General features: G+C 55.7%; 22 protein-coding genes, 1 pseudogene and 1 other annotated feature. Of the genes and pseudogenes, 10 read left to right on the top strand and 13 right to left on the bottom strand.

Features of this window, described 5'->3' with window-relative positions:
* Positions 1-3: 3 nt before the first annotated feature.
* The 7 genes from adk to BFV65_RS05000 form a co-directional block, all read right to left on the bottom strand.
* A complete protein-coding gene (gene adk / locus BFV65_RS05030; RefSeq protein WP_022647279.1) occupies positions 4-648 on the bottom strand; it encodes an adenylate kinase in 645 nt (214 codons plus the stop codon).
* A gap of 229 nt (positions 649-877) precedes the next feature.
* On the bottom strand, positions 878-2752 hold the full coding sequence (gene htpG, locus BFV65_RS05025) for a molecular chaperone HtpG (RefSeq protein WP_069596310.1): 1875 nt from the start codon (positions 2750-2752) through the stop codon (positions 878-880).
* Positions 2753-2862: 110 nt separating this feature from the next.
* Complete coding sequence (recR, locus tag BFV65_RS05020; RefSeq protein WP_006809843.1) at positions 2863-3468, bottom strand: recombination mediator RecR; 606 nt, start codon at positions 3466-3468, stop codon at positions 2863-2865.
* Complete coding sequence (locus BFV65_RS05015; RefSeq protein ID WP_003858972.1) at positions 3468-3800, bottom strand: YbaB/EbfC family nucleoid-associated protein; 333 nt, start codon at positions 3798-3800, stop codon at positions 3468-3470. Before BFV65_RS05015 ends, recR begins: the two co-directional genes overlap by 1 nt.
* 53 nt (positions 3801-3853) lie before the next feature.
* Positions 3854-5782 (bottom strand): DNA polymerase III subunit gamma/tau, encoded by a 1929-nt coding sequence (gene dnaX, locus BFV65_RS05010; RefSeq protein WP_069596309.1) that lies wholly within the window; start codon positions 5780-5782, stop codon positions 3854-3856.
* Positions 4460-4524 (bottom strand) — a sequence feature (DnaX frameshifting element). (Overlaps the previous gene by 65 nt.)
* Before the next feature lie 88 nt (positions 5783-5870).
* Positions 5871-6422: an adenine phosphoribosyltransferase gene (gene apt / locus BFV65_RS05005; protein WP_000127359.1), complete on the bottom strand. Its 552-nt coding sequence runs from the start codon at positions 6420-6422 to the stop codon at positions 5871-5873.
* Positions 6423-6573: 151 nt separating this feature from the next.
* Complete coding sequence (locus tag BFV65_RS05000; RefSeq protein ID WP_023299466.1) at positions 6574-6951, bottom strand: DUF454 family protein; 378 nt, start codon at positions 6949-6951, stop codon at positions 6574-6576.
* Positions 6952-7001: 50 nt separating this feature from the next.
* On the opposite strand from BFV65_RS05000, the gene priC reads away from it, so the two are divergent.
* Positions 7002-7529, top strand: coding sequence for a primosomal replication protein N'' (gene priC, locus BFV65_RS04995; RefSeq protein WP_022647276.1), 528 nt, complete (start codon positions 7002-7004; stop codon positions 7527-7529).
* Positions 7530-7541: 12 nt separating this feature from the next.
* Positions 7542-7736: a pleiotropic regulatory protein RsmS gene (gene rsmS / locus BFV65_RS04990; protein ID WP_022647275.1), complete on the top strand. Its 195-nt coding sequence runs from the start codon at positions 7542-7544 to the stop codon at positions 7734-7736.
* Positions 7737-7769: 33 nt separating this feature from the next.
* Here rsmS and mscK read toward each other — a convergent pair whose 3' ends face one another.
* On the bottom strand, positions 7770-11147 hold the full coding sequence (mscK, locus tag BFV65_RS04985) for a mechanosensitive channel MscK (protein ID WP_023305598.1): 3378 nt from the start codon (positions 11145-11147) through the stop codon (positions 7770-7772).
* Positions 11148-11260: 113 nt separating this feature from the next.
* A complete protein-coding gene (gene acrR / locus BFV65_RS04980) occupies positions 11261-11914 on the bottom strand; it encodes a multidrug efflux transporter transcriptional repressor AcrR (RefSeq protein WP_069596308.1) in 654 nt (217 codons plus the stop codon).
* 141 nt (positions 11915-12055) lie between these two features.
* Between acrR and acrA the strand changes: the two genes are divergently transcribed.
* From acrA to BFV65_RS04950, 6 genes are all read left to right on the top strand, one after another.
* Entirely contained in the window at positions 12056-13249 is a 1194-nt protein-coding gene (acrA, locus tag BFV65_RS04975) for a multidrug efflux RND transporter periplasmic adaptor subunit AcrA (RefSeq protein ID WP_022647272.1), read from the top strand.
* Positions 13250-13271: 22 nt separating this feature from the next.
* The gene (gene acrB, locus BFV65_RS04970) at positions 13272-16418 is read left to right on the top strand and encodes a multidrug efflux RND transporter permease subunit AcrB (RefSeq protein ID WP_023299464.1); all 3147 of its coding nucleotides are present in this window, start codon (positions 13272-13274) and stop codon (positions 16416-16418) included.
* A 509-nt stretch (positions 16419-16927) separates the two neighbouring features.
* The gene (gene tomB, locus BFV65_RS04965; protein WP_006809850.1) at positions 16928-17302 is read left to right on the top strand and encodes an Hha toxicity modulator TomB; all 375 of its coding nucleotides are present in this window, start codon (positions 16928-16930) and stop codon (positions 17300-17302) included.
* A 28-nt stretch (positions 17303-17330) separates the two neighbouring features.
* Positions 17331-17549, top strand: a complete 219-nt coding sequence (locus tag BFV65_RS04960; RefSeq protein ID WP_015571250.1) for a hemolysin expression-modulating protein Hha — start codon at positions 17331-17333, stop codon at positions 17547-17549.
* Positions 17550-17756: 207 nt separating this feature from the next.
* Entirely contained in the window at positions 17757-18308 is a 552-nt protein-coding gene (gene maa / locus BFV65_RS04955) for a maltose O-acetyltransferase (protein ID WP_023305596.1), read from the top strand.
* Between the two features lie 116 nt (positions 18309-18424).
* Positions 18425-18892 carry a YlaC family protein gene (locus tag BFV65_RS04950; protein ID WP_023305595.1) on the top strand — a complete coding sequence of 156 codons (468 nt, stop codon included), beginning with the start codon at positions 18425-18427 and terminating at the stop codon, positions 18890-18892.
* Here the strand turns inward: BFV65_RS04950 and pdxR are convergent.
* Positions 18864-20324 (bottom strand): MocR-like pyridoxine biosynthesis transcription factor PdxR, encoded by a 1461-nt coding sequence (gene pdxR / locus BFV65_RS04945; protein WP_069596307.1) that lies wholly within the window; start codon positions 20322-20324, stop codon positions 18864-18866. The genes BFV65_RS04950 and pdxR overlap by 29 nt on opposite strands.
* A gap of 102 nt (positions 20325-20426) precedes the next feature.
* Between pdxR and BFV65_RS04940 the strand changes: the two genes are divergently transcribed.
* Entirely contained in the window at positions 20427-21137 is a 711-nt protein-coding gene (locus BFV65_RS04940) for a GNAT family N-acetyltransferase (protein ID WP_069596306.1), read from the top strand.
* Here BFV65_RS04940 and ykgO read toward each other — a convergent pair.
* Together ykgO and BFV65_RS04930 are read right to left on the bottom strand one after the other, a co-directional pair.
* A complete protein-coding gene (ykgO, locus tag BFV65_RS04935; RefSeq protein WP_003859006.1) occupies positions 21134-21274 on the bottom strand; it encodes a type B 50S ribosomal protein L36 in 141 nt (46 codons plus the stop codon). The two genes, BFV65_RS04940 and ykgO, sit on opposite strands and share 4 nt — an antisense overlap.
* A 2-nt stretch (positions 21275-21276) precedes the next feature.
* Positions 21277-21537: a type B 50S ribosomal protein L31 gene (locus tag BFV65_RS04930; protein WP_015571255.1), complete on the bottom strand. Its 261-nt coding sequence runs from the start codon at positions 21535-21537 to the stop codon at positions 21277-21279.
* Between the two features lie 215 nt (positions 21538-21752).
* Between BFV65_RS04930 and BFV65_RS04920 the strand changes: the two genes are divergently transcribed.
* A complete protein-coding gene (locus tag BFV65_RS04920; RefSeq protein WP_069596304.1) occupies positions 21753-23312 on the top strand; it encodes a cyclic di-3',5'-guanosine monophosphate phosphodiesterase PdeB in 1560 nt (519 codons plus the stop codon).
* A gap of 51 nt (positions 23313-23363) precedes the next feature.
* On the opposite strand, the pseudogene BFV65_RS04915 reads toward BFV65_RS04920, so the two are convergent.
* Positions 23364-26452 (bottom strand): annotated as a pseudogene (locus tag BFV65_RS04915) (beta-galactosidase).
* Between the last annotated feature and the right edge of the window lie 23 nt (positions 26453-26475).

The following is a 26475-nucleotide window of genomic DNA, read 5'->3' as shown; positions in this document are numbered from 1 at the left end:
CGCTTAGCCGAGGATTTTTTCCAGCTCTGCACGTACGTCAGCCACGGCTTTGGTGCCGTCAACTTTCGCGTATTTGGTGTTACCCGCCTGCGCCTCTTTGGAGTAGTAGCCGATCAGCGGTGCGGTCATCTGATGGTATTCCACCAGGCGTTTACGCACGGTTTCTTCCTGATCGTCTTTACGGGTGGTCAGCTCTTCGCCGGTCACGTCGTCTTTGCCTTCAACCTTAGGCGGGTTGAATTTGATGTGGTAAACGCGGCCAGAGGCAGCGTGCACGCGACGGCCAACGATACGGTCAACGATCAGTTCGTCCGGTACATCGAACTCCAGCACGTAATCCACGTTGATGCCAGCTTCTTTCATGGCGTCAGCCTGAGGAATGGTGCGCGGGAAGCCGTCCAGCAGGAAACCATTGCGGCAGTCTTCCTGAGCAATGCGCTCTTTTACCAGCGCGATAACCAGTTCGTCGGTCACCAGCTTGCCTGCGTCCATGATGTCTTTAGCTTGTTTGCCCAGCTCGGAGCCAGATTTAACAGCGGCACGCAGCATGTCACCAGTAGAGATTTGCGGAATACCGTATTTCTCCATGATGAACTGAGCCTGAGTTCCCTTACCCGCGCCCGGAGCGCCAAGCAGAATAATACGCATTGCGAAAATCCCCTCAAATGTCGATTCAATTTTTCAAAAGCGCTAAACAATACCACCAGAACGGGTATCGCTCAAGGAAGGCGGGGAGGCTGAAACGGTTAACGGGGGGAGATTATTTGGGTTAGTGCGAGAATGCCCCCTCACCCTAACCCTCTCCCCAAAGGGGAGAGGGGACGATTATACCCTCTCCCCTTTGGGGAGAGGGCCAGGGTGAGGGGTAGGTTTTGTATTACGCCAGCAGCAGCGCATTCACACGTTTAATGAACAGGTTAGGATCTTCCAGGGTGCCGCGCTCGGCCAGCAGGGACTGATCCAGCAGCAGTTCAACCCACTCCGCAAAGCGGGCGTCGTCCTGGGTATCCGCCGCGCGTTTCACCAGCGGATGATCCGGATTAAGCTCAAAGATATATTTCACTTCCGGCACGGCCTGGCCCGCCGCCGCGAACAGTTTCGCCATCTGGGTGCTCATTTCGTCCGCATCGGTGGTGACAATGGCTGGCGTATCGGTCAGACGGTGCGTGAAGCGCACCTCTTTCACGCGGTCGCCCAGCAGGGTTTTCACGCGCTCAACGAACGGCTCCAGCGCCTTCTCGGCTTCCTTCGCGCTGTCGTCCACTTCATCCGCCAGCTTATCGATAGACTCGTCGGCTTTAGCAACGGACTGGAAGGATTTACCGTCGAACTCGGTCAGGTAGTTCATCATCCACTCGTCGATGCGGTCAGACAGCAGCAGCACTTCGATGCCTTTCTTACGCAGCAGCTCCAGATGCGGACTGCTCTTCGCTGCCGCATAGCTGTCGGCGGTGATGTAGTAGATCTTCTCCTGCCCTTCTTTCATGCGGGAGACGTACTCTTCCAGCGACACGGTCTGGGCGGAGGAGTCGTTGTGCGTAGAGGCGAAGCGCAGCAGTTTAGCGATAGCTTCCACGTTCGCGGTGTCTTCCGCCGGGCCTTCTTTCAGCACCAGGCCGAACTGTTTCCAGAAGGTCTGGTATTTTTCCGCATCGTCTTTCGCCAGTTTTTCCAGCATCTGCAACGCTCGCTTGGACAGGGCGTTACGCAGGTTACGGGTGACGGTGCTGTCCTGGAGAATTTCACGGGAGACGTTCAGCGGCAGATCGTTGGAATCTATCAGGCCACGCACAAAGCGCAGGTAGTTCGGCATGAACTGCTCGGCGTCGTCCATGATGAAGACGCGCTGCACGTACAGCTTCAGGCCGTGCTTGTGATCGCGGTTCCACATGTCCCACGGCGCCTGCGCCGGAATGTACAGCAGGCTGGTGTACTCCTGCTTCCCTTCCACACGGTTGTGGCTCCAGGTCAGCGGGTCGGTAAAGTCGTGGGCGATGTGCTTGTAAAACTCGTTGTACTCGTCGTCTTTAATTTCAGCTTTGTTGCGCGTCCACAGCGCCTGCGCCTTGTTGATTTTCTCCCAGGAAACCACGGTTTCGCCGTCTTTCTCTTCCTGTTTTTCAATCTCAACCGGCAGCGCGATGTGGTCAGAATATTTGCTGATGATGGAGCGTACGCGCCAGTCGTTCAGGAAATCGTCTTCGCCTTCGCGCAGGTGCAGAGTGATTTCGGTGCCGCGATCCGCTTTGGTGATATCATCAACGGTGTATTCGCCTTCCCCTTTGGATTCCCACAGCACGCCGTTTTCGGCGCTGTCGCCCGCAGCGCGGGTGCGCACGGTGACTTTATCCGCCACGATGAATGCCGAGTAGAAGCCTACGCCGAACTGACCGATCAGCTGGCTGTCTTTCGCCTGGTCAGAGCCCATGGACTCGAGGAACGCTTTGGTGCCGGATTTAGCGATGGTGCCGAGATGGTCGATCACCTCGTCGCGGTTCATCCCGATGCCATTATCGGCAATCGTCAGGGTGCGGTTCTCTTTATTAAAAGAGACGCGCACGCGCAGTTCGCCATCGCCTTCGTACAGATCCGGGTTGGACAGCGCGCGGAAGCGCAGCTTGTCCGCCGCATCGGAGGCGTTGGAAATCAGTTCACGCAGGAAGATTTCTTTGTTGGAATACAGGGAATGGATCATCAGGTGCAGAAGCTGTTTTACTTCTGACTGGAAACCACGGGTTTCTTGTCCTTTCATCTAAGTCGACCTCAACAATGCCATTTAATGGGGTTGTAAAACGTTGAGTGAGAGATGGGGATAAGGGGGGGAATTTTCAAGCGGAGGCCGCGCACGCAGCCTCCGTTTGGTCAGAAAATAATCTTGTGTCGTCCGGCCAGCGAGTGCGACAGCGTGGTGCCGTCGACCATCTCCAGCTCACCGCCGACCGGCACGCCGTGGGCGATGCGGCTGGCGTCAACGCCGTACTGCGCACACAGCTCGGCGATGTAGTTGGCGGTTGCCTCCCCTTCCACCGTCGGGTTGGTGGCGAGGATCACCTCTTTGATTGTCTCGGACTCAAGACGCTGTTCAAGACGATCGAGACCGATATCATCCGGGCCGATGCCGTCCAGCGGGGAGAGATGCCCCATCAGCACGAAATAGCGGCCGGAAAACTGCCCGGTTTGTTCGATGGCGTAGATGTCCGCCGGACTCTCCACCACGCAAATCTGACCGTTTTCCTGACGACGCGGGTTCGTGCAGATGTTACAGACGTCCTGCTCGGTAAAGGTCCGGCAATCCGCACAGTGACCAATTTCTGACATGGCGCGGGTCAGAGCCTGCGCCAGGCGCATCCCGCCGCTGCGGTCGCGCTGCAATAGCGTAAACGCCATACGCTGCGCCGACTTCGGGCCAACGCCCGGCAGGCAGCGCAGTGCTTCCATTAACTGCGTGAGCAGCGGACTGGTTTGCATCAGAATGGCATCTTAAAGCCCGGCGGCAGTTGCATACCGCTGGAAACAGAGGCCATTTTCTCTTTCTGGGTTTCGTCGATACGGCGAGCGGCATCGTTAAACGCGGCTGCAACCAGATCTTCCAGCATCTCTTTGTCGTCTTCGAGCAGGCTCGGGTCGATTTCAACGCGACGGCAGTTGTGCGCACCGTTGATGGTCACCTTGACCAGACCGGCACCGGATTCACCCGTGACTTCCAGCTGAGCGATCTCTTCCTGCATCTTCTGCATTTTTTCCTGCATCTGCTGAGCCTGCTTCATCAGGCCACCCAGACCGCCTTTTCCACCAAACATAGGCTTCTCTCTTCTTTCACGTTAAGGATTACAACCGTAAGTCAGACTCACGATCAAAGGGGGCGAATACTCTCTTCATCCAGATCGGCGTCGAAGAACCGGCGCAGGGTCTGGATGTTGTTATCCGCGATAATCGACTCGCGCGCCTGCGCGAGCTTCTCTTCATAAATCGCCTGTCGCCACTCGAGCGGCGTTTTCACCGCCGGATTATCATCTTCAATGATAGTCAATTCAACCGGCACACCCTGTAATGCGGTAAGCGCCTCGGCCAGCGCCTTTTGCGCGCCTGGGGAGTTGAGGTGCCGCTGGCCAGGGCGCAGGTGCAGACGCACCTGATTGCCTTCCTGCTCTTTCCAGGCATTCAGCGCGACCTGCTCCACCAGCTTCGGCAGCTGAAGTTTGCTGACCTCAGCGGCCCAGGCGTCGCGCTCGATGGACTCTTCCGCGAGCTTCGCGGACAGCTCCGGCGTTTTTTCATGCTCAAGCGCCTTTTTCAGCGCTTTTGGCGTGGCGACCACTTCCTTGACCGTTTCAACAACGGTAGTCGCCTTCCAGCGGTATGCCTCTTCTTTCGCCGGGGCTTTTTGCTCGAGCGCGGACGGTGCCGGACGCGACTGCACGCGCTCCGTTACCGAGGCCAGTCGTTCAAGCGCGGCGTTGTTCACCGGCCGCGCTCTTGCAGGCGCTGCCGGTTCACTCTTTTTTGGTTTGGTTGCTCCCTGCGCACGTTGCAACTGGCTTCGTGCGGCAAGCACCGAACTGGTGGCATCCGACAGCGGCACGTTCTGCGGCGGCGGCGATGCCGGTTGCGGTGGCACCTGCTGCGGTGACATTACCGCGGTCGGCGCAACCGGCGCAAAGGACTGCCGGGGCGTTTCCGGCTCCGGCAATGGCTTGCGCGGATGGAAGGCCAGCGCGCGCAGCAGCGTCATTTCAACGCCCATCCGGCGATCCGGTGCAAACGGCAGCTCTTTGCGGCCAATCAGCAGCGTCTGATAATAAAGCTGAACATCAGCCGGCGGCACGGTGCGCGCAAGTTCACGCATCCGCTGTTCAATGGTCGCCATGTCCGCGCCAATGGCCGACGGAGACAATTGCAGCATCGCCACGCGATGCAGCAGGCTGAGCATCTCGACCAGCAGCGCTTCCCATTCAATGCCACGGGCGGCGGCATCGTTGACGAGGGTCATTACCCGCTCACCGTTGGCGGCAATCATCGCTTCGATAAGCGACAGCGCCTGATCGTCATCCAGCGTGCCGAGCATGGTGCTGACCGCGTCAGTGGAAAGCTTACCGTCACCGCTGGCAATTGCCTGGTCAGTCAGGCTCAGCGCATCACGCAGGCTGCCGTCCGCCGCGCGGGCCAGCAACTGCAGGGCGCGCGGCTCGTGAACGATCTTCTCTTCATCAAGAATGTGTTCAAGCTGTGCGCGGATCTGCTCAACGTCCAGCGCCTTCAGATGGAATTGCAGGCAGCGCGACAGGATCGTGACCGGCAGCTTTTGCGGATCGGTGGTCGCCAGCAGGAATTTTACATGCGCAGGCGGCTCTTCCAGCGTTTTCAGCAGGGCGTTGAAGCTGTGGCGCGACAGCATGTGTACTTCATCGATCAGATAGACCTTGAAGCGGCCGCGCGCCGGGGCGTACTGCACATTGTCGAGCAGATCGCGGGTGTCTTCCACCTTGGTGCGCGTGGCGGCGTCGATCTCGATCAGATCGACAAAACGCCCCTGCTCGATCTCGCGGCAGTTGTCACATACGCCGCACGGGGTGGCGGTGATCCCGGTTTCGCAGTTCAGACCTTTTGCCAGCAGGCGGGCAATAGAGGTTTTACCGACGCCGCGGGTGCCGGAGAAAAGATAGGCGTGATGGATGCGACCTAGCGACAAGCCGTTCGCCAGGGCCGTCAGCACATGTTCCTGACCGACAACGTCAGCAAAGGTTTGTGGTCGCCATTTACGGGCTAACACCTGATAACTCATGGGCAGGCTCTGCAACGCTGGAAGGTGAATTAATGGAGGGGAATGCTATCACAACCTCACCCATTGAGCGAGGTTGTGAGATACGGGATTAATGTCCCGGGAAAGGCACCAGGCTGTAGCTGGTAATACCCTGTTTTTCCAGGCGCTGCTCGCCGCCGAGATCGAACAGGTTGATGATGAATGCCGCGTCGGTCACTTCCCCGCCCAGACGACGGATCAGCTTCACGGTCGCTTCGATGGTGCCGCCGGTTGCCAGCAGATCGTCCACCACCAGCACTTTGTCGCCTGGCTTGATGGCATCAACGTGAATTTCCAGCTGATCGGTGCCGTATTCCAGCTCATAGCTCTCAGCAATGGTTTCACGCGGCAGTTTGCGCGGCTTACGCACCGGCACAAAACCCACGCCCATCGCCAGCGCAACCGGTGCGCCGAACAGGAAGCCACGGGCTTCGGTACCTACTACTTTGGTGATCCCGGCGTTTTTATAACGCTCAACCAGCAGTTCAATGCTGAGGGCGTACGCTTTCGGGTCTTCCAGCAAGCTGGTGACATCACGGAAAAGAATGCCAGGCTTTGGATAATCCTGGATACTTTTGATGCTATTTTTCAGATATTCAAGCTGCTGTGCAGTTGCGGTCATCGGTTTGTGCCTAAATGAAACAGTGTTACTCACGGCGCGCGACGAGTCGGTCAAAGTAACAGTTGTTTAACCTTTGACCAGGCGCACCTGTGCTCGAAAACGGTCGAATTTACTGGCTGTGCGCCATAATTGCAACCGCCATGATGAGGCTTCAGTGCTTTTGTTGCTTTTCATCAACCACGGGGATCCGCCACATGAAGATCAGCAGGCAGACCAGGATCGCCAGCAGCAGAATGCGCACCCACATCATTTTCACCAGCCATAACGAGACGGCGAAGGTGATCAGGATGAAGGCAATGGCGCGCGGCTTGGCCCCGGGCGGCATGGCCCGGTGTTTTTGCCAGTGCCGCAGGTAGCCGCCAAACCACGAACGGTACAGGAGCCAGTGGTGAAAACGCGGCGACGAGCGGGCGAAGCACCAGGCGGCCAACAGGATGAACGGGGTGGTCGGCAGCAAGGGCAATACGATGCCTAGCGTACCCAGCACTACCGCGAGCCAGCCAATGATGATTAAAATAGTACGCTGCATAATGCGAGTCGTTATCAAACTGAACGGCTACTTTACCACTGGAGAGCGCATTGAAAACAGCACTGCTTCTTGAGAGGCTGCAAAATCAGCTGATCGCGCTGCGGGCGCAGGCCACACCGCTGATGGGACATGCTACGCTGAAACCGCGCTTTGATCGGCAGCTCTTCCGCACCCGCAGTACCGTCATTCAGGATTACCTTGCTGAGATGCAGACCAACCTCGACGAGCTTCGCCACGCGGTTGAGAGTGAACAGCAGGAACAGGTGGTGTGGCTTGCGGAGCATCTTACCGAGCAGATCACCGCCCTGCACCGCGAAATCGCCGCCTGGCCGCTACGGGCGTGGGACAGCGCCTCGCCTGGGCTCGGAAAATGGCAGCGCAAGCGGCTGGAGAACCAGGAGTTTGAGCGGCGTCTGTTTGAGATGAAGTGTGAGCGCGAAGCCCGCCTGACCACCAGCGAAACGCTGCAAGAGCAGCAGTTATTAATGCGTGAAATCAGCGCGCTGGAAGGCCGCATCGTCCGCTGCCGTCAGGCGCTGGATGAGATTGAACGCGTCATTGAACGCCTGACCCGTTAACAGGAGCCACTAATGTCACTGGAAAATGCCCCCGACGAGGTCAAGCTGGCCGTCGATTTAATTATGCTGCTGGAGAATCACGAGATCCCGGCGGAGACGGTGCTGAAAGCGCTGGAGATTGTGCGGCGGGATTTTGAGGGAAAGGTGAAGGCCGGTTGCCCTCACCCTCACCCTAGCCCTCTCCCTGGAGGGAGAGGGGACCGTTAGGTGCGGTTTGAAAGATCTGCACTGATTCGCTTTTTACCCTCTCCCCTCTGGGGAGAGGGCAGGGTGAGGGGCGGAGTTTTCGTCCCCCTTAATCTCACGCTTCACTTCCGTATGTTCGTCACCTTTCTCGTTACGCAGGTGAACCTCAAGCTGGTTGAAGGCGATATTAATGTTGTTTTCACGGCACAGACGGTCAATGGTGCGGTTCAGCTCATCGACGGTGTAGCTGCGATCGCGTAGTTCGCGTACGTACAGGCGCAGCTCATGATCCAGCGTGCTTGGCCCGAAGGTGGTGAAGAACACGTCAGGCGCAGGATCGTGCATCACTTTAGGATGTGATTTCGCGGCTTCCAGCAGGACCTCTTTCACTTTATCCAGATCTGAACCATAGGCCACCCCGAGTCGGACCACCACGCGCGTCGTAGTATCCGAAAGCGACCAGTTGATCAGTCGCTCGGTCACGAAGGCTTTGTTCGGGATGATCACCTCTTTACGATCGAAGTCAGTGATGGTGGTCGCACGAATACGGATCTTGCTGACGGTCCCGGAGAAGGTGCCGATGGTGACGGTATCGCCGATACGCACCGGACGTTCGAACAGGATTATCAGGCCAGAAACAAAGTTACCGAAGATCTCCTGCAAGCCGAAGCCCAGACCTACCGACAGCGCCGCCGCCAGCCACTGGAGTTTATCCCACGAGACGCCCAGCGAGCCGAATACCGTCATCGCCCCGACAATAATAATGACGTAGTTCAGGATGGTGGTAATGGCATACGACGCCCCCTGACGCAGGTTCAGCCTTGAGAGCACCAGCACTTCCAGCAGACCAGGCAGGTTGCGGATCAACGCCCAGGCCACCACCGACGACACCAGCGCAAAGAGCAGGCTGCCCATGGTGACGCTTTTCATTACCGCAGCGCCCGCTTCGGTACCGTTGTATTGCCAGAGGGTGATACTGTCGAGGTAGGCGAAGACGGTAATTAAATCAGACCAGATGGCCCAGAACATCACCGCAAACAGCGCAATCATCACCAGCATGGTAATACGCATCGTTTGCTGGTTGACCTGCTCCAGGGCAATGGTCGGCTCTTCCTGCGGCTCAGCCCCTTCAGCCCCCTCTTTAACCTGATGCTGTCGACGGGCAACAGCACGACGATACGCAATGCGGCGCGCCGCCACGCTCAAACCGCGCAGCACGGTCTGGAACAACAGGTTCCACAGGATCACCAGATACACGGTTTCAATCCATCGGCCTGACAGACGAAGCGTGGTATAGAAGTAACCCGTTGCCGTCAGCACCATCAGCGCCAGCGGAATGATCGCCAGCACCGTTACGGTAACCAGACGAAGATTGTGGGACTCTTTATCACGCCAGCTGTCGCGGCACATCGGCCACATCAGGACGGCTATCAGCAGCAGGTTCAGCATAATTACCAGCTGTCCCAGCACGTCATCCATCAGATGCAGCGGCGAAAGCTCGGCCACAACGGACCAGAAGTGCAGCGGCAACAGCGCGAGGCTGATACGTACAATCTGGCGACGCCAGTGGCTGGTGAGTTTCTCCGGCATGTTGAAGTGTCGGACCGCGACGCCATCTTTTTCCAGCACTTTCCAGCACAGGCCAAACACCAGCCAGAACAGCGCCAGCTTTTTGCTGAACGCCCACAGCAGGTCGCTGATATTGAGCTGCATGGTCAACAGGATCAGGCCGACGGCGAGGATCAGCAGGCAGACCGGCAGAGCACGGATCAGATCGATCAGGATCGCTTTCGGGGTGTGCAACTGGCTGTCGTTACGCAGTTGCCCCACTTCCGAGGCCAGCTTCGCCTGGTACTGCTTCAGCCATTTCAAACGCCAGCGTATTACTCCGGCGATGAGCAGCAAAGGCAGACCCGCAAGGAAGGCAATCATCACCGCAGGCCAGGCTTTCTCCCAGTTCACGGTAATTTTCATGCTTTTGATCTGGGATTTCAGCGTTTCAGGGAAAGATTTAAACCAGTCCCAGTCCATGGGTTTGTTGCTGTTCACCCAGAAAATCTGCTGGGTCAGGATCTCCTGGAGGCTTTTAGACACGCTCACCAGCTGCTGCTGGTTGATTTGCAGGTTAATCGCCATCATCAGCTGGTTGCCCAACTGCTTATTAAGCTGATCGAGCAGTTCGCGGCGCATATCCACAACCTGCAACAGCGCGTCGTGAACTTCACCGTTTACTTCACTTGAATGGCCTTCTTCCACTTTGGCAACAAACGTATCGCTCTGGAACAGGGCATCGCGCTGCTGGTTAACGTCAAACTGTTCAAGACGCAAATCCGCAATGCGGTTGGTCATGTCTTCCAGCTCGTCGGCGGACGGCAGCGTCTGCTGCTGCTGGTAAAGAATGCGCGACAGCAGCAGGCTTCCCTTCAGGACGGCAATCTGCTCTTTGACATTGCGCTCAGCCTGCAAAGCGCGATCCAGCCAGTTTTTGACTTTAATATTCTGCTGCACCAGCGCGCTGCCGCTTTCAGTCGCCTGAATCAGGCGCTCGCTCAGCTGATGGTTAATCTCCAGCTCCTGCTTCACCAGCGGATTGGCCTGGATACGCGCCGTTTCGTCTGGCGAGACCGCTTCCTGCGCCGTTTTTTCGGTCAGCGTCAGGCGCTTGCTGTTCACCGCCTCCTGCAACAGCTGAAGCTGATGCTCGAGCCGGTTGATATTCGCGTTCACGTAGTCACGCTGTTTTTGCAGCGCATCCTGCAACACCGTGTTGCCTTCCAGACTCTTACGCTGCTGTTCAATCTCCGCGTTCAGCAGCGTCTGCTGGATGTTCAGCAGCGTTTGCTGGGTCGGTCGAAGCGCCCCTTCCCCCACGGTAATGCCATTCAGACGGTTACGTATCTGCTGTAGCTGTTGCGATGCAGAATACATGGCGTTCTGCACGCGCTCAGGCTGGGTTTGCAGCGAAACCAGCTGGCTGTTATAGGTCGAGAGATCGGACTGCGCCGTTTGCAGATCGTCCAGCAGCTGCGCCACGCGCGACTCGAGCTGGCGCAACGAAAGCGTGGCAAGCGTTTTTCGGGTTTCATCGTCGTTATCAACGTCGCTAAGCGCGTTCAGGGCCTCCGTTGCTTTACGCATGTTCTCCGGCGCCTGAGCGACCTTCTGCCGCAACTGGGCCGTTTCGGCTTTGATGCGATCGATCTTATCCAGCGTATCCAGGGTTTCCGTCAGGTCCTGCTGAACGAGCTTTTCCTGGGCGGAGAGATCTTTTTGTTTATTCAGGGTGTCGAGTTGCGACTGAACCTCGGCACGCGTCGGGACGTCACTGCCGTTGTCTGCACGGGCCCAGGAATGCGGTGCGGCTGCAAAGAAAAACAGCAGGATCAAAAAAACGGCCAGAACAGAATGTGTCGAGCGATAGGTGTGCAGCATAGTCGTGAATGTGATCTGAGAAATGACCGAAAATAGTCGGGCGTGAAGAATATCACGCCCGGCTAAAGCAGAATAGCGGGAAGGTAATCCTCTAAGACATTTCCTGGAAAGATTCAGGCAGTAAGCGGCGCTCCCTCGCTGCGAAGGGTCGGGCAAAGCTGGCACATCTCCAGGAAAATCGCGACGTAGCTGCGCGCCTCTGATTTCAGATCGAACGACTGCGGGGCGAAAAGCCAGTTTTCCATCAGGCCGGAAATATAACTGCGCATCAGGATCGCCGCCCGGCGCGTTAACAGCGTAGCGGGAAGCATGTCGGCCTGCATACATTCCTTAAGAACTTGCTCGATGCGATCGTAGCTTTCCAGACACAGGTCGCGCTGCGCCTGCTGAACCACCGCCATTTCGCCAACAAACTCACATTTATGGAAGATGATTTCCATCATCAGACGTCGGCGTTCTTCCACAACAGTCGCTTCAAGGATATATACTAATATTTCTCTTAATACTGAGAGTGGATCGTGAGGGAATTTTGCCCGATACTCACTCTCAAGATCGCTGATGCTGGACTCTGAAAGCTCCCAGATTTCACTAAACAGATCTGACTTGTCTTTAAAATGCCAGTAAATCGCTCCCCGCGTGACGCCCGCGGCCTGAGCAATCTGCGCCAGCGAGGTTGCCGAAACACCCTGCTGTGAGAACAAACGCATTGCCACATCCAGAATGTGTTGTCGGGTTTCCAGCGCTTGTTGTTTGGTTTTTCGTGCCATACGTTGATGAATTTACAGGAGTCAGATTTACATACATTTATGAATGTATGTACCATAGCATGACGATAATATAAACGCAGCAATGGGTTTTTAGACTCAGGACCCTTGATCAATTTGAAATCGGACACTCGAGGTTTACATATGAACAAAAACAGAGGGTTAACGCCTCTGGCGGTCGTTCTGATGCTCTCAGGCAGCTTAGCGCTTACAGGATGTGACGACAAAGAGGCTCAACAAGGAGCTCAGCAGGTGCCAGAAGTTGGCGTCGTGACGCTCAAATCCGAACCTCTCCAGATGACAACAGAACTACCGGGCCGCACCAGCGCCTATCGCATTGCAGAAGTACGTCCGCAGGTGAGCGGTATCATCCTGAAACGTAACTTCACCGAAGGCGGTGATGTGAAAGCAGGTGAGTCTCTTTATCAGATTGATCCAGCAACCTATCAGGCGTCTTATGAGAGCGCTAAAGGCGATCTGGCGAAAGCAGAAGCGGCAGCCAAAATTTCGCAACTGACGTTGAATCGTTACAAGAAACTGCTCGGCACGCAGTACATCAGCCAACAGGATTACGATTCTGCCCTGGCCGATGCACAGCAAGCCAATGCAGCCGTTGTGGCGGCGAAAGCGGCGGTAGAAACCGCGCGTATTAACCTCGCCTACACCAAAGTGACCTCCCCTATCAGCGGTCGCATTGGTAAATCAGCCGTCACCGAAGGTGCGCTGGTGCAGAACGGTCAAACCAACGCGCTGGCCACCGTGCAGCAGCTTGACCCGATCTACGTTGACGTTACACAGTCCAGCAACGATTTCCTGCGTCTCAAACAGGAGCTTGCCAGCGGACAACTGAAACAGGAAAACGGTAAAGCCAAAGTTGAACTGGTTACCAACGACGGTATCAAGTTCTCACAGACAGGCACACTGGAATTTTCTGATGTGACCGTCGATCAGACCACCGGCTCTATCACCATCCGGGCTATTTTCCCGAATCCGGATAAAACCCTGCTGCCGGGTATGTTCGTACGCGCCCGTCTTGAAGAAGGGACTAACCCAAGCGCCATTCTGGTTCCGCAGCAAGGTGTGACCCGTACGCCACGCGGCGATGCGAGCGCGCTGGTTGTGGGTGCCGATAACAAAGTCGAAACACGCAATATCACTGCAACGCAGGCGATTGGCGACAAGTGGCTGGTAACAGAAGGTCTGAAAGATGGCGATCGCGTGATTATTACTGGTTTGCAAAAAGTTCGTCCTGGCGCGCAGGTCAAAGCTCAGGAAGTGAAATCTGACGACAAACAACAAGCGTCGGCCGCTGGCCAGTCAGAACAAACCAAGTCTTAACTTAAACAGGAGCCGTTAAGACATGCCTAATTTCTTTATCGATCGCCCCATATTTGCGTGGGTGATCGCCATTATCATCATGCTGGCCGGGGGACTTGCGATCCTGAAGCTGCCTGTTGCGCAATATCCAACGATTGCGCCGCCGGCAGTGACGATCTCCGCAACCTACCCGGGCGCTGATGCCAAAACGGTGCAGGACACCGTTACGCAGGTTATCGAACAGAACATGAACGGTATCGATAACCTGATGTACATGTCCTCAAACAGTGACTCAACCGGTACAGTTCAGATTACCCTGACCTTTGAATCAGGTACGGATGCGGACATTGCGCAGGTTCAGGTGCAGAACAAACTGCAGCTGGCGATGCCCCTGCTGCCGCAGGAAGTGCAACAACAGGGTGTGAGCGTCGAGAAATCGTCCAGTAGCTTCCTGATGGTTGTCGGCGTGATTAACACCGATGGCACCATGACGCAGGAAGATATTTCCGACTACGTGGGCGCCAACATGAAGGACGCCATCAGCCGTACGTCTGGTGTGGGTGACGTTCAGCTGTTCGGTTCACAGTACGCGATGCGTATCTGGATGGATCCGAATAAGCTGAACAACTTCCAGCTGACCCCGGTTGACGTGATCAGCGCAATTAAAGCGCAAAACGCCCAGGTTGCAGCCGGTCAGTTAGGCGGCACGCCGCCGGTGAAAGGCCAGCAGCTTAACGCGTCTATCATCGCGCAAACGCGTCTGACCTCGGCGGATGAGTTCAGTAAAATTCTGCTGAAGGTGAATCAGGACGGTTCGCAGGTTCGCCTGCGTGACGTGGCGAAAGTGGAACTGGGTGGCGAGAACTACGACGTTATTGCGAAGTTCAACGGTAAACCGGCTTCCGGTTTAGGTATCAAACTGGCGACTGGGGCGAACGCCCTGGACACCGCGACGGCTATCCGTGCAGAACTGAAGAAGATGGAACCTTTCTTCCCGTCAGGTCTGAAAATTGTTTACCCGTATGACACCACGCCGTTCGTTAAAATTTCGATTCACGAAGTGGTAAAAACCCTGGTTGAGGCGATCATCCTCGTCTTCCTGGTAATGTACCTGTTCCTGCAAAACTTCCGCGCAACGCTGATCCCAACCATCGCCGTGCCGGTTGTACTGCTCGGCACCTTCGCGGTTCTGGCGATATTTGGCTATTCGATAAACACCCTGACGATGTTCGGGATGGTGCTCGCCATCGGCCTGCTGGTGGATGACGCCATCGTAGTGGTCGAAAACGTTGAGCGTGTGATGGCGGAAGAAGGCCTGCCGCCGAAGGAAGCAACCCGTAAATCAATGGGCCAGATCCAGGGCGCGCTGGTCGGTATCGCGATGGTTCTGTCTGCGGTATTTATCCCGATGGCCTTCTTCGGTGGTTCGACCGGTGCGATTTACCGTCAGTTCTCTATTACCATCGTTTCCGCGATGGCGCTGTCGGTGCTGGTAGCCCTGATCCTGACGCCAGCCCTGTGTGCGACCATGCTGAAGCCGATTAAGAAAGGTGGCCACGGCGAGCACAAAGGGTTCTTCGGCTGGTTTAACCGCATGTTTGATAAGAGTACGCATCACTACACCGACAGCGTGGGGAACATCCTGCGCAGCACCGGTCGTTATCTGCTGCTTTATATCATCATCGTGGTGGGCATGGCTTTCCTGTTTGTTCGTCTGCCAAGCTCGTTCCTGCCAGATGAAGACCAGGGCGTGTTCCTGAGCATGGCTCAGCTTCCGGCGGGTGCGACGCAAGAACGTACGCAAAAAGTGCTGGATGAGATGACCGACTACTTCCTGACCAAAGAGAAAGACAACGTCGAATCCGTGTTTGCGGTTAACGGCTTTGGCTTCGCGGGTCGTGGTCAGAACACCGGTATTGCCTTCGTTTCTCTGAAAGACTGGTCCGAACGTCCGGGTGATGAGAACAAAGTTGAAGCCATTACCAACCGGGCCATGGGTACCTTCTCACAGATTAAAGATGCGATGGTCTTCGCCTTTAACCTGCCAGCGATTGTTGAACTGGGTACGGCGACCGGCTTCGACTTCCAGCTGATTGACCAGGGCGGTCTGGGCCACGAAAAACTGACTCAGGCGCGTAACCAGCTATTTGGCGAGGTGGCTAAACACCCTGACCTGCTGGTGGGCGTGCGTCCTAACGGTCTGGAAGATACGCCGCAGTACAAGATCGATATCGACCAGGAAAAAGCACAGGCGCTGGGTGTGTCCATCAGTGACATCAATACCACGCTGGGTGCAGCCTGGGGTGGCAGCTACGTCAACGACTTCATCGACCGTGGTCGCGTGAAGAAAGTGTACGTCATGTCCGAAGCGCAATACCGTATGCTGCCGAACGATATCAACAACTGGTACGTTCGCGGCAGCGATGGCCAGATGGTGCCGTTCTCCGCCTTCTCAACTTCGCGCTGGGAATACGGTTCGCCGCGTCTGGAGCGTTATAACGGCTTGCCATCGATGGAGATCCTCGGTCAGGCGGCGCCGGGCCGAAGCACCGGTGAAGCCATGAACCTGATGGAAGAGTTGGCCAGCAAACTGCCTGCGGGTATTGGCTACGACTGGACCGGTATGTCCTATCAGGAACGTCTGTCCGGTAACCAGGCCCCTGCCCTGTACGCCATTTCACTGATTGTGGTGTTCCTGTGTCTGGCGGCACTGTATGAGAGCTGGTCGATTCCGTTCTCCGTTATGCTCGTGGTTCCGCTGGGGGTTATCGGTGCGCTGCTTGCCGCAACCTTCCGTGGGCTGACTAACGACGTTTACTTCCAGGTGGGCCTGCTGACAACCATTGGCTTGTCGGCGAAGAACGCGATACTTATCGTCGAATTCGCCAAAGATCTGATGGAGAAAGAAGGTAAAGGCCTGATTGAAGCAACGCTTGAAGCCGTTCGTATGCGTCTGCGTCCAATCCTGATGACGTCCCTGGCGTTTATCCTCGGCGTTATGCCGCTGGTTATCAGCTCAGGCGCAGGCTCCGGCGCACAGAACGCGGTAGGTACCGGTGTAATGGGTGGTATGGTCACTGCGACCGTTCTCGCCATCTTCTTTGTACCGGTGTTCTTCGTGGTGGTACGTCGCCGCTTTAGCCGCAAAAATGAAGATGTGGAGCACAATCATTCGGTAGAACATCACTGATACCGGTTTCACATGATAAAAAGGCCGCATTTGCGGCCTTTTTCATTTTCAGAAAAATTCATAAAATAGTCTTATTGTCGTTTTATTTATTTTCACCCGTCCTGATAAGACTTATCATAATAATCCGATAAGCTAATCGTAGAATTCAGCATTCTTTTAATATCAATTCATCGCCTAAAATATTCGGACAAATCCTAAATCATCGTAAATGCCGAAGACATCTGAATCCGGACTTCAATTGAAACATTGCGCTAACTCAATGAATCTTAAGGAACGGATTAAAAAAAGGGTTTCTCTCGATAAAAGTGTTCGCGTCTGAGGTCACATTTGCGTAAGCGCTCGCAAGGAAACGTTTTAATTGTAATTTTTCGTAATAGCGCGGTGAAATCCTGATCAGAGTGGCTTATAGTTAGAGTTATCAGGAACACAGCTCCCGTGTGGCTAAGCAAGTTGTATCCATCCCGACATGATGTTCGGTGAGTAAAAAATCACTCAGAAGGGGATGCGCTATGGACGAGTACTCGCCAAAAAGGCATGATATCGCGCAGTTGAAATTTCTCTGCGAATCCTTGTACCATGACTGCCTTGCCAATCTTGAAGAAAGTAACCATGGCTGGGTGAACGATCCAACGTCTGCTATCAATTTACAGCTTAATGAGCTGATCGAGCATATCGCAACCTTCGCACTTAATTATAAAATTAAGTACAATGAAGATAATAAGTTGATAGAGCAAATTGATGAATACCTGGACGACACCTTTATGTTGTTCAGCAGCTACGGCATTAACGCACAGGATTTGCAGAAATGGCGTAAATCAGGAAACCGTCTATTTCGCTGCTTCACGAATGTCAGCAGAGCTAATCCGGTTAGTCTTTCCTGTTAAAATTATTACAAATACTAAGGTGAATTTTATGTCTGATAAACCATTAACTAAAGTCGATTATTTGATGCGCCTGCGACGCTGTCAGTCAATTGACACGCTCGAACGAGTTATTGAGAAAAATAAATACGAGCTGTCTGATAATGAACTGGCGGTATTTTATTCAGCTGCCGACCATCGTCTTGCTGAACTGACCATGAATAAACTCTATGACAAGATCCCCTCTTCGGTATGGAAATTTGTTCGTTAGTCGTTGAAGAGAGACTTTAAGGCACTACGCCCGTTGTTAAGCTGAATTTACCTTTCGTATTACGCTTCAAGTGCAAACGCCAGGTCCCCGTATAAAACGTATTTATACGCAAGAATGTTGTGACTCCTGTCACAGCCACTTTTAGGGAACGTTCCCTTTCTGGCTAATCCTCTTTACGCTACGTAAAACGATTCCAGAGAGGTTCCCATGAGTGAAGAAAAACAGAAGATGATTGCCGGTGAATATTATCGCCCCGGCGATGACACGCTGAGGGCTGACCGTTTACGCGCTCGTCATATTGTTCACCGCTATAACCATACCGCACCCGATGAGAAGGCCGAACGTCGCGCCTTATTATCTGACCTGCTGGGTCAAAGCGAAGGCGCTTATATTGAGCCGAGTTTCCGCTGCGACTACGGCTATAACATCTATCTGGGCAACAATTTTTACGCCAACTTCGACTGCGTCATGCTGGACGTCTGCCCTATCCGCATTGGCGATAACTGTATGCTCGCACCGGGGGTGCACATTTATACGGCCACGCATCCTCTGGACGCGACCGAACGTAACAGCGGGCTGGAGTACGGTAAATCGGTCACCATAGGCCATAACGTCTGGATCGGCGGACGTGCGGTGATTAATCCGGGCGTGACCATTGGCGATAATGCGGTTATCGCTTCCGGCGCGGTAGTGACCAAAGACGTGCCGGCCAATGCGGTAGTGGGCGGGAATCCGGCGAAAATCATTAAAATGATCTAAGCGCATCCTGAGTAACTGTTATGCTTTTTCCTGGCATAACTGTTACTTTCATCGCATAAACCCCTCTCATAAAATAGGCAGATCACCTGTATTTTTAACAATCATAAAGGCAAAAAATGACAGAGATACAGCGCCTGCTTACCGCCACCATCGACGAGCTCAATACCCGCGAAAAGCGCGACAATCGTCCGCGCTTTAGCATCAGCTTTATTCGCAATCATCCCGGATTGTTCGTCGCCATGTACGCCGCCTGGCTGGCAACGCTTATCGTCATGCTGAAGTCTGAAACGCTGGTCGATTCCGTCTGGCTGCTGGTTGTGCTGTTCGTGGTGTTTAACGCGTTTTTCTTTTTCGACGTCAATCCGCGTTACCGGTATGAAGATATCGACGTACTCGATTTCCGCGTCTGCTACAACGGGGAGTGGTACAACACGCGTTACGTGCCGAAGGAGCTGATCGACAGCATCCTGCACTCGCCGGCTGTCGAAGCCGGGCAAAAAGAGAAGTTGCAGAAAATGGTCCTCACCAAGGGCCAGCTCTCTTTTTATGATGTCTTTACCCTTTCCCGCCCCGCTGCTGTGTAATGAGCGCCTGAAGACGTCGAATACCCGGCGCAAACTGCGAAGCAGAGGTATTGCCGTAACCTAAAACCAGACCGGTTTGCCCCTGCGTCGTCTCAAGGTAGTACCCGCTCAGTGCAGCGGGTGCCAGCTGAAACGCTCTTGCCTGCTCCACCAGCCGCTGGTCGTCGATACCGTCAATCGCCAGCGTCAGGTGCATTCCCCCTTCCCCGGCAAGAACACGGTGCGGCGTATGAAGCTCTGCGCTCAGCACCTCCCTCAGCTGGCGGTAACGCTTACGGTAAAGGCGGCGCATGGCGGCAAGATGTCGTGCATAGTGGCCTTCCTCAATAAACAGCGCCAGGGTGCGCTGTTCAGCGCGATGCCCGCCGCGCAGCAGCGAGCCGATGGCAGGACGCGCCGCCTTCGCCAGCGCTGGCGGTAACACCATGAACCCCATCCGGAGCGACGGAAACAGCGTTTTGCTGAATGTCCCCAGATACACAACGGGCGCATTGTTGAGCATGCCCAGCATCGCCGGGACGGGCTCACCGGTATAACGAAATTCGCTGTCGTAATCGTCCTCAATGATCCACGCGCTATGCTGCCGGGCCAGTTCCAGCAGCGCCAGACGCCGCCGCGCGCTGAGTACGCTTCCGTAAGGGAACTGATGCGATGGCGAGGTAAAAATCAGCGCGGGTGAAGGCGCACACAGCCCTTCCCAGCACATCCCCTCGTCATCCACCGGTATGCCGGTCATCGCCAGGCCGGTTTTGACGAAAGCGCTTTTGGCGCCGCTATAGCCAGGATTTTCCACCCAGGCGACATCCCCCGGCTCGCTTAACAGCATCGTGCACAGATTGACGCCCTCCAGCGCCCCTTCGGTTATCACTATCTGGCTTGCATCGCAGTCAATGCCGCGGGAGAGCGCAAGATGGCGGGCAATGGCGGCCCGCAGCGTCGGCTCACCGGCCGGGTCGCCATACCCTAACAGGGCGCTTCCCTCCTCGCGCAGGACGCGATCGTACAACCGCCGCCACAGCGGCAAGGGGAAATAGTTGATGGCAGGCGTTCCCGGAGTAAACGCCATCACCGGAGTGTCGCGCGGCACAGGCGCGGGCAGTAGCGCGACACGTTTTGTCAGCCTGACGTCCGGGTCCGGTAATGTCCGGGCAAGCGTCCGAGGAGTGAATTGCCCCACCCGCGTACCCTGGCGGCTACGCAGCAAATAACCTTCGAGCGTGAGCTGGTCCAGCGCCGCATTAACGGTGTTTCGGGACACCGAGATCTGCTGCGCCAGCGTTCGCGAGCCGGGCAAATGACTGCCGGACCGAAGCCTTCCGCACAGTATGGCCTCCCGCAAAGCAAGGTAGAGCGCGCGCTGGAGCGTTTCTTCCCCACGTTTTTTCAGCGCAGCATGGAGCAGGGTGTATAGCTCATCACCCGGTATATTCATCTTTACCTCCTCGTGGTACCAGCAAAACATAGCCTGGTGGTTCTTTTTAAGGAACCAGTAATTCACTAATCTGGAGATCTTTTCAACATCGTGGAAATAAAGATGAGTATATTCAATGAGTTTGGACAACCTGTAGGGGAAAGCCTTGCCGACTGGCAGCCTCGCCCGCCCCCGTCCCGGGTGGTACTTCAGGGTCGCTATTGTCGGCTTGAGCCGCTGCGCGTGGAGCATGCCCACGCGTTGTTCTCTGCGTATTCCCTGGCCGGAGATACCCGAAGCTGGACGTGGCTGCTGCGTGAACCCGATGCCACCGCAGAGGAGTTTGCCGAATGGGTGGCGAGCGTGAGCAAATTATCCGATCCCATCCACTTTAGCGTTATCGATAACCAGACCCAATCTCCTGTCGGGACGCTGTCCCTTATGCGGATCGATCCTAAAAACGGCGTTGTAGAAGTGGGACATGTTCACTTCTCGTCAATGTTAAGCCGCACGCCCATGTCGACAGAAGCGCAGTATCTGCTGATGCGGTACGTGTTCGATACCCTGGGCTACCGACGTTATGAATGGAAGTGCAACAGCCTGAACGAACCCTCCCGCAAAGCGGCCCTGCGTCTTGGGTTTCAGTTTGAAGGGCGTTTTCGCCAGGCGCTGGTCATTAAAGGCCGAAACCGGGACACCGACTGGTTTTCAATTCTCAACAAAGAGTGGTCAGCGCTGGCGAGCGCGTTTGAAAGCTGGCTTGCCACCGACAATTTTACCGTCGATGGCAAACAGAAAAGATCCCTTGAAAGCTGGCGAGAAACGCGCCTCTAGCGTCTTTTTTTACGCCCCTGCACCGCCTTAAAGCGCGGGTTAGATTTGCAAATCACGTATAAGCGTCCCTTGCGTTTGACTATCTGGCAATCCGGGTGACGCTGTTTTGCACTGCGCAATGAGTTAAGCACCTGCATGATTAGCCTCGCTTCGCATCAAGAAAGCCACCAAAACGCTTGCGGAAGCGTGCCGCGCTGCCATCCGTCGAGAAGGTCTTCTGCTTCCCGGTATAAAACGGATGTGATTTAGAGGAGACATCAAGAGTAACGTAGGGATACGTTTTCCCCTCAAGCTCAATTTCACGGTCTGTCTTAATCGTTGAGCCAACTTTAAAATATTCATTAGCCGTGGTGTCGTGAAACACAACGGTGCGATAGGTTGGATGGATATTCGGTTTCATCTCTGGCCTTCATGCATTGTTATAACATAACAAAATACTATCTGAGCTTTGCTGCAAAAACAACCCCTGTGACGCACAGCCTGTTTTTGAAAGGTTTTTTCAAATTCTGCGAGAGACTGTTACATGCTATAACTATATCATTTAGCGATAAAAAATTTTTCATCTGGCGCGCAAACTCCATGCCCTGGTCGGGCATATGGAAAGGATACAGCAGCATGCGAACCCGACATCTGGTCAGCCTGGTGACAGGCGTACTGATCTTCTCTGTGCTGGTCCCTGTGTGCCTCAGTATCTGGCTGGCGCATCGTCAGGCAGAGGCGAAATTTGTGGATGCACTGGACAGATATGCCTCGCGCGCCCTGATCCGTACCGACAGAGTCGTTGCGCAGGCAAAACAGGCGCTCACGCACCTACAGTTGTTCAACGCCCCGCCCTGCACTCCTCCGCACTTACGCGAAATGCGTCGTGTCGCGTTCTCATGGCGCTATATTCAGGAAGTGATGTATATCGATAACCTGAAGCCGCTCTGCTCCTCTCTGGAACAATCCAGTAATACGGCGATCTTACCGCCCCCGATGCGGATCACCGCAGACGGATATAGCGCGTGGCTCACCTCGCAAAACGACCTCGGCATTCACCGTTATATGGCCGTTCTGGGGAAAGGACATTATCTGGTAATGGTCGATCCGGCGTCGCTTGTGGATGTTGTCCCGTTCGGTGACATTTCGATGGATGCCGCCCTGGTGGGCAGCGAAACCCATCGGATATTTGCCAGAAGCAATATTCTCGACCCGTATATTCTTTCTGTCGTTAAGGAGCAGCAGGACGTTAAGCGCGTGCAATACAACGGCTCGATGTACGTGTTGAAACCGGTGCCAGAACTGGGGCTTACGGTTATTGCCTGGGCATCGTTAAAACCGCTCGCGGCATCCTGGCATCAGCAGCTGATCATCTGGCTACCGGCTGGCATAATGATAAGCCTGGTTGCAGCCCTTGTTGTGCTTCGCATCCTCCGCCGTTTGCTGTCCCCGCGTAACCGGCTGATCGACGCGATCAACAACCAGGAGATCGAGGTTCACTTTCAGCCCATTGTGGTGCTATGCAGTGGAAAACTGGTGGGTGCAGAAGCGCTGATGCGCTGGCCGCAGCCAGATGGCAGTGACCTGTCGCCTAATCTCTTTGTTCCCCTGGCGGAGCAGACGGGGCTTATTTCAACGCTGACACAGCTGGTGGTGAATAAGGTGTTTGAGGATTTAGGTGCCTGGCTGCATCATCACCCGGAACTGCACATTTCTGTCAACCTTGCACCATCCGATTTAACGTCCCCCGAGCTGCCTCGCCTGCTGAGTCAATTGCTCAACAAATGGGGCGTCCACCCGCGCCAGATCGCCCTTGAATTGACCGAGCGCGGCTTTGCCGATCCTGCCGTCAGCGCCCCTGCCATCGCTGCGTTTCGGCGCTCCGGGCATGCCATCTACATTGATGATTTTGGTACGGGTTACTCCAGCCTGAGCTATTTGCAGGATCTTGATGTCGATACCCTGAAGATTGATAAATCCTTTGTGGACGCGCTGGAGTATAAGAACGTGACTCCCCACATCATCGAAATGGCCAAATCGCTTAAGCTGGCGATGGTCGCAGAAGGCATTGAAACTGAAGGGCAGCTCGAATGGTTGCATCGCCATGGCGTGCAGTACGGACAGGGCTGGTATTTCAGCAAGGCGCTGCCTAAAGAAGATTTCATTCGCTGGGCCGAGCACAACCTCAGGAAATAAACCCATTACGCGGTGTTACGTGCGGCCACGGCAGTGGCCGCACGTATCGGCTCAGCCGTTCTGCTGCCAGCTAAACGTGTAGCGCAGCCGACGGTTTTGCAGAATGAAGGCGGGAGCTACGCTCGGGCTCCATGAGTCGTCCCCCCCACGCCCATGTGGAAGGCATCAAGATTCAACCAGCAGCCATCCTCTTCCCGTAGCAAATGGTGATGCGTTGTCGTATGCAGTTGCTGCTGGCTGTAACGGCTCAGGGAGAAATGGAACTGTCCCTGGAAGTGATGTGAGCCAAACGTCAGCTCACGGGTGTCGCAGCGTAAACCGTTCTCCGTCGGGAAGATATACGGCGTCTGCATGGCGTCCAGCGGTAACGCCCAGCGCCCCTGCTGCGCCGCCAGTTTTCTGTCCGGATAGTTCTCCAGCGGGCCCAGCCCCAGCCAGCGCACCGTTTGCGGGATATCCGCCAGCATAACGCTCAGGCCCACGCGAGCGGGTTCAGGAATGTCAGACGCCACCGTCACCTGCACATCACCGTGCAGTAACCCGTGGTCATCAATCCGCCAGACCTTGTAGCTGATAAACAGCGCTTTACCCTGATGCTCCCAGACGTGCTGCGTGGTCACCACCACCTCACGGGCATGCTGTTCCGCTTCACACTGGATAAGGCGCGAGGATATCTCATACATCCCTGCCGCTTTCCAGCGTTCCACCCACGCGTTCGGATCGATGCGGGTCGCCTCGCTGATGCCAATGTCATTATCCAGCGGCGCGCGGGTAAAGTTATCCGTTAGCGGGGAACGGAGCGTTTCAGCGGCCGCGTTCCACCACTGGGTCAGGTTGCCGGTGAGACGGCTAAACTGCCAGCGCTGCTGCTGATGAGTGATGTCCAGCACCTCGTCCCGCACCGTTAACTGCGGAGGGGTTCCGCCTGCTTTCGGTGGCGTAAGGTACAGCGGAGCCGGGAGCGGCCACTGATCCCAGGCACAACGGTGGCCGGATGGCGACCACGGCGTGGCCTGCGGCTGAACGATCTCCACGTTGAGCCAGACCTCGCCCGGCTCAGCGACAAGTTCAGGCTGCGGGATCTCCACGCGCTGTGTCCCCTGGGGCGCAACAGAAAGGGTTATTTCGCCGGAAGCCAACACCACACCGTCACGCGCCACCGACCATCGCAGACTCTCGTTGTCAGTATGACGGAACAGATAATCGCTCTGGATATCGACGACCAGCGGAGCGGTGCTCACCAGCGTAAAGGTAAAGAACTGCTGGGCACGCTGTGCCTCGTAAAGGGCGGGATGCGGGGTGCGATCGGGAAACACCAGCCCGTTGAGGCAGAACTGACGATCGTTGGGCTTATCGCCAAAATCGCCGCCGTAGGCCCAGAATGCCGTGCCGTCTTCCGCTTTTTTCGTCAGCGCCTGATCGACCCAGTCCCAGACAAAGCCGCCCTGCAACCGGGGATGGCTGCGGAATGCCTGCCAGTAGCTGGCAAAGCCGCCAAAGCTGTTACCCATCGCGTGGGCATACTCGCACAGGATCAGCGGACGGGTTTCGTCCGGCATACCAATCCACTTTTTAATCGACCACTTTGGCACCGCCGGGAACGGCTGATCCTGATCGACGCGGGCATACATCGGGCAAATAATATCAGTTGCCGCCGTACTGGCCCCCCCGCCTTCGTACTGCACCGGCCGCGTGGGATCGGTGGTTTTCAGCCAGCGGTACAGCGCATCGTGATTCGCCCCATGCCCGGACTCATTCCCCAGGGACCAGATGATGATGGACGGATGATTCCGGTCCCGCTGCACCATACGCGTGACGCGTTCGCTCATGGCAGGCAGCCAGCGCGGATCGTCCGCCAGGCGGCTCATCGGCACCATGCCATGGGTTTCAATATTCGCCTCATCGACCACGTACAGGCCGTAGCGATCGCAAAGCGTGTACCACAGAGGGTGATTCGGATAATGCGAGCAGCGCACGGCATTGAAGTTATGCTGCTTCATCAGTTCGATGTCGCGGCGCATGGTCGCCTCATCCATCACCTGCCCCTTCTCAGGATGATGTTCATGACGGTTCACGCCGCGGATCAGCAGCGGTTTGCCGTTAAGCTTCAGCAGGCCGTTGCTGATTTCGACGCGTCTGAAACCGACATCGCAGGCTTCAGTCTCCAGCATGTTGCCCTGCACATCCCGAAGCGACATGGTCAAACGATAGCGTTCCGGTGTTTCAGCGCTCCACAGCGCGGGATTGTTCACGGGTATCGCCACCGTGAGCCGCTCCGCCCAACTGCCGCGTTCGTCCACGATGGCCGATCCGGGCTGTTGCGTGATTTGCGCGCAGGCTTCGCCGTTACGCCACAGGGTAAACGCCACCTCGCATTCGGCATAGCGTAAGCCTTCCAGCGCAACGTCAACCCGGAGCAGCGCCCGATCGCATTCGGCATTCAGATCGGTCACGATCTGATAATCGGCAATCTGCGTTTCCGGCTTGTGCAGCAGCGAGACGTCACGGAAAATGCCGCTCATCCGCCACATGTCCTGATCTTCCAGGTAGCTTCCGTCGCACCAGCGTAACACCATCACCGCCAGGCGGTTCTGCCCCGGTCGCATCACCGCGCTGAGGTCGAACTCCGCAGGCAGACGGCTGTCCTGGGAATAGCCCATCCACTGGCCGTTACACCACAGATGAAAAGCTGAATTCACCCCATCAAAGATAATGCGGGTTTGCCCGCTGAGCAGCCAGGCACCATCCATCTCAAATGTGAGCGAGTAACAACCGGTTGGGTTTTCAGCCGGAACATAGGGCGGGTTCACATTTATCGGGTAGGTGACGTTGGTGTAGATGGGGGTATCAAATCCCTCCATCTGCCAGTTCGACGGCACGGGCATCTCAACGGCATCAGACAGATCGTCCGTTACCCATGCCTCGGGCACCTGCTCTGGTGCCGGGAAAAAGCTGAATCGCCAGATGCCGTTAAGCAGACGCTTGCTCAGCGAAGGCTTATCCTCCCGGGCGAGGGTTTCATCGCGCCAGCTATGAAAAGGCGCGTGTGCGGCCAGACGATTCCACTGCGTCACGCCCGGGTTTTCCCAGTCACGACGAGCCAGAATTGCGCTGAGGGTCAGCGGCAATGTGGAAGACATATCAACCTCTTTGCGAAGCGCTC

It is taken from the genome of Enterobacter hormaechei subsp. hoffmannii (assembly GCF_001729745.1).
Lineage (GTDB): Bacteria > Pseudomonadota > Gammaproteobacteria > Enterobacterales > Enterobacteriaceae > Enterobacter > Enterobacter intestinihominis.
Note: the sequence above shows the minus strand (reverse complement) of the source record. Positions and strands in the feature narration are given on the sequence as shown.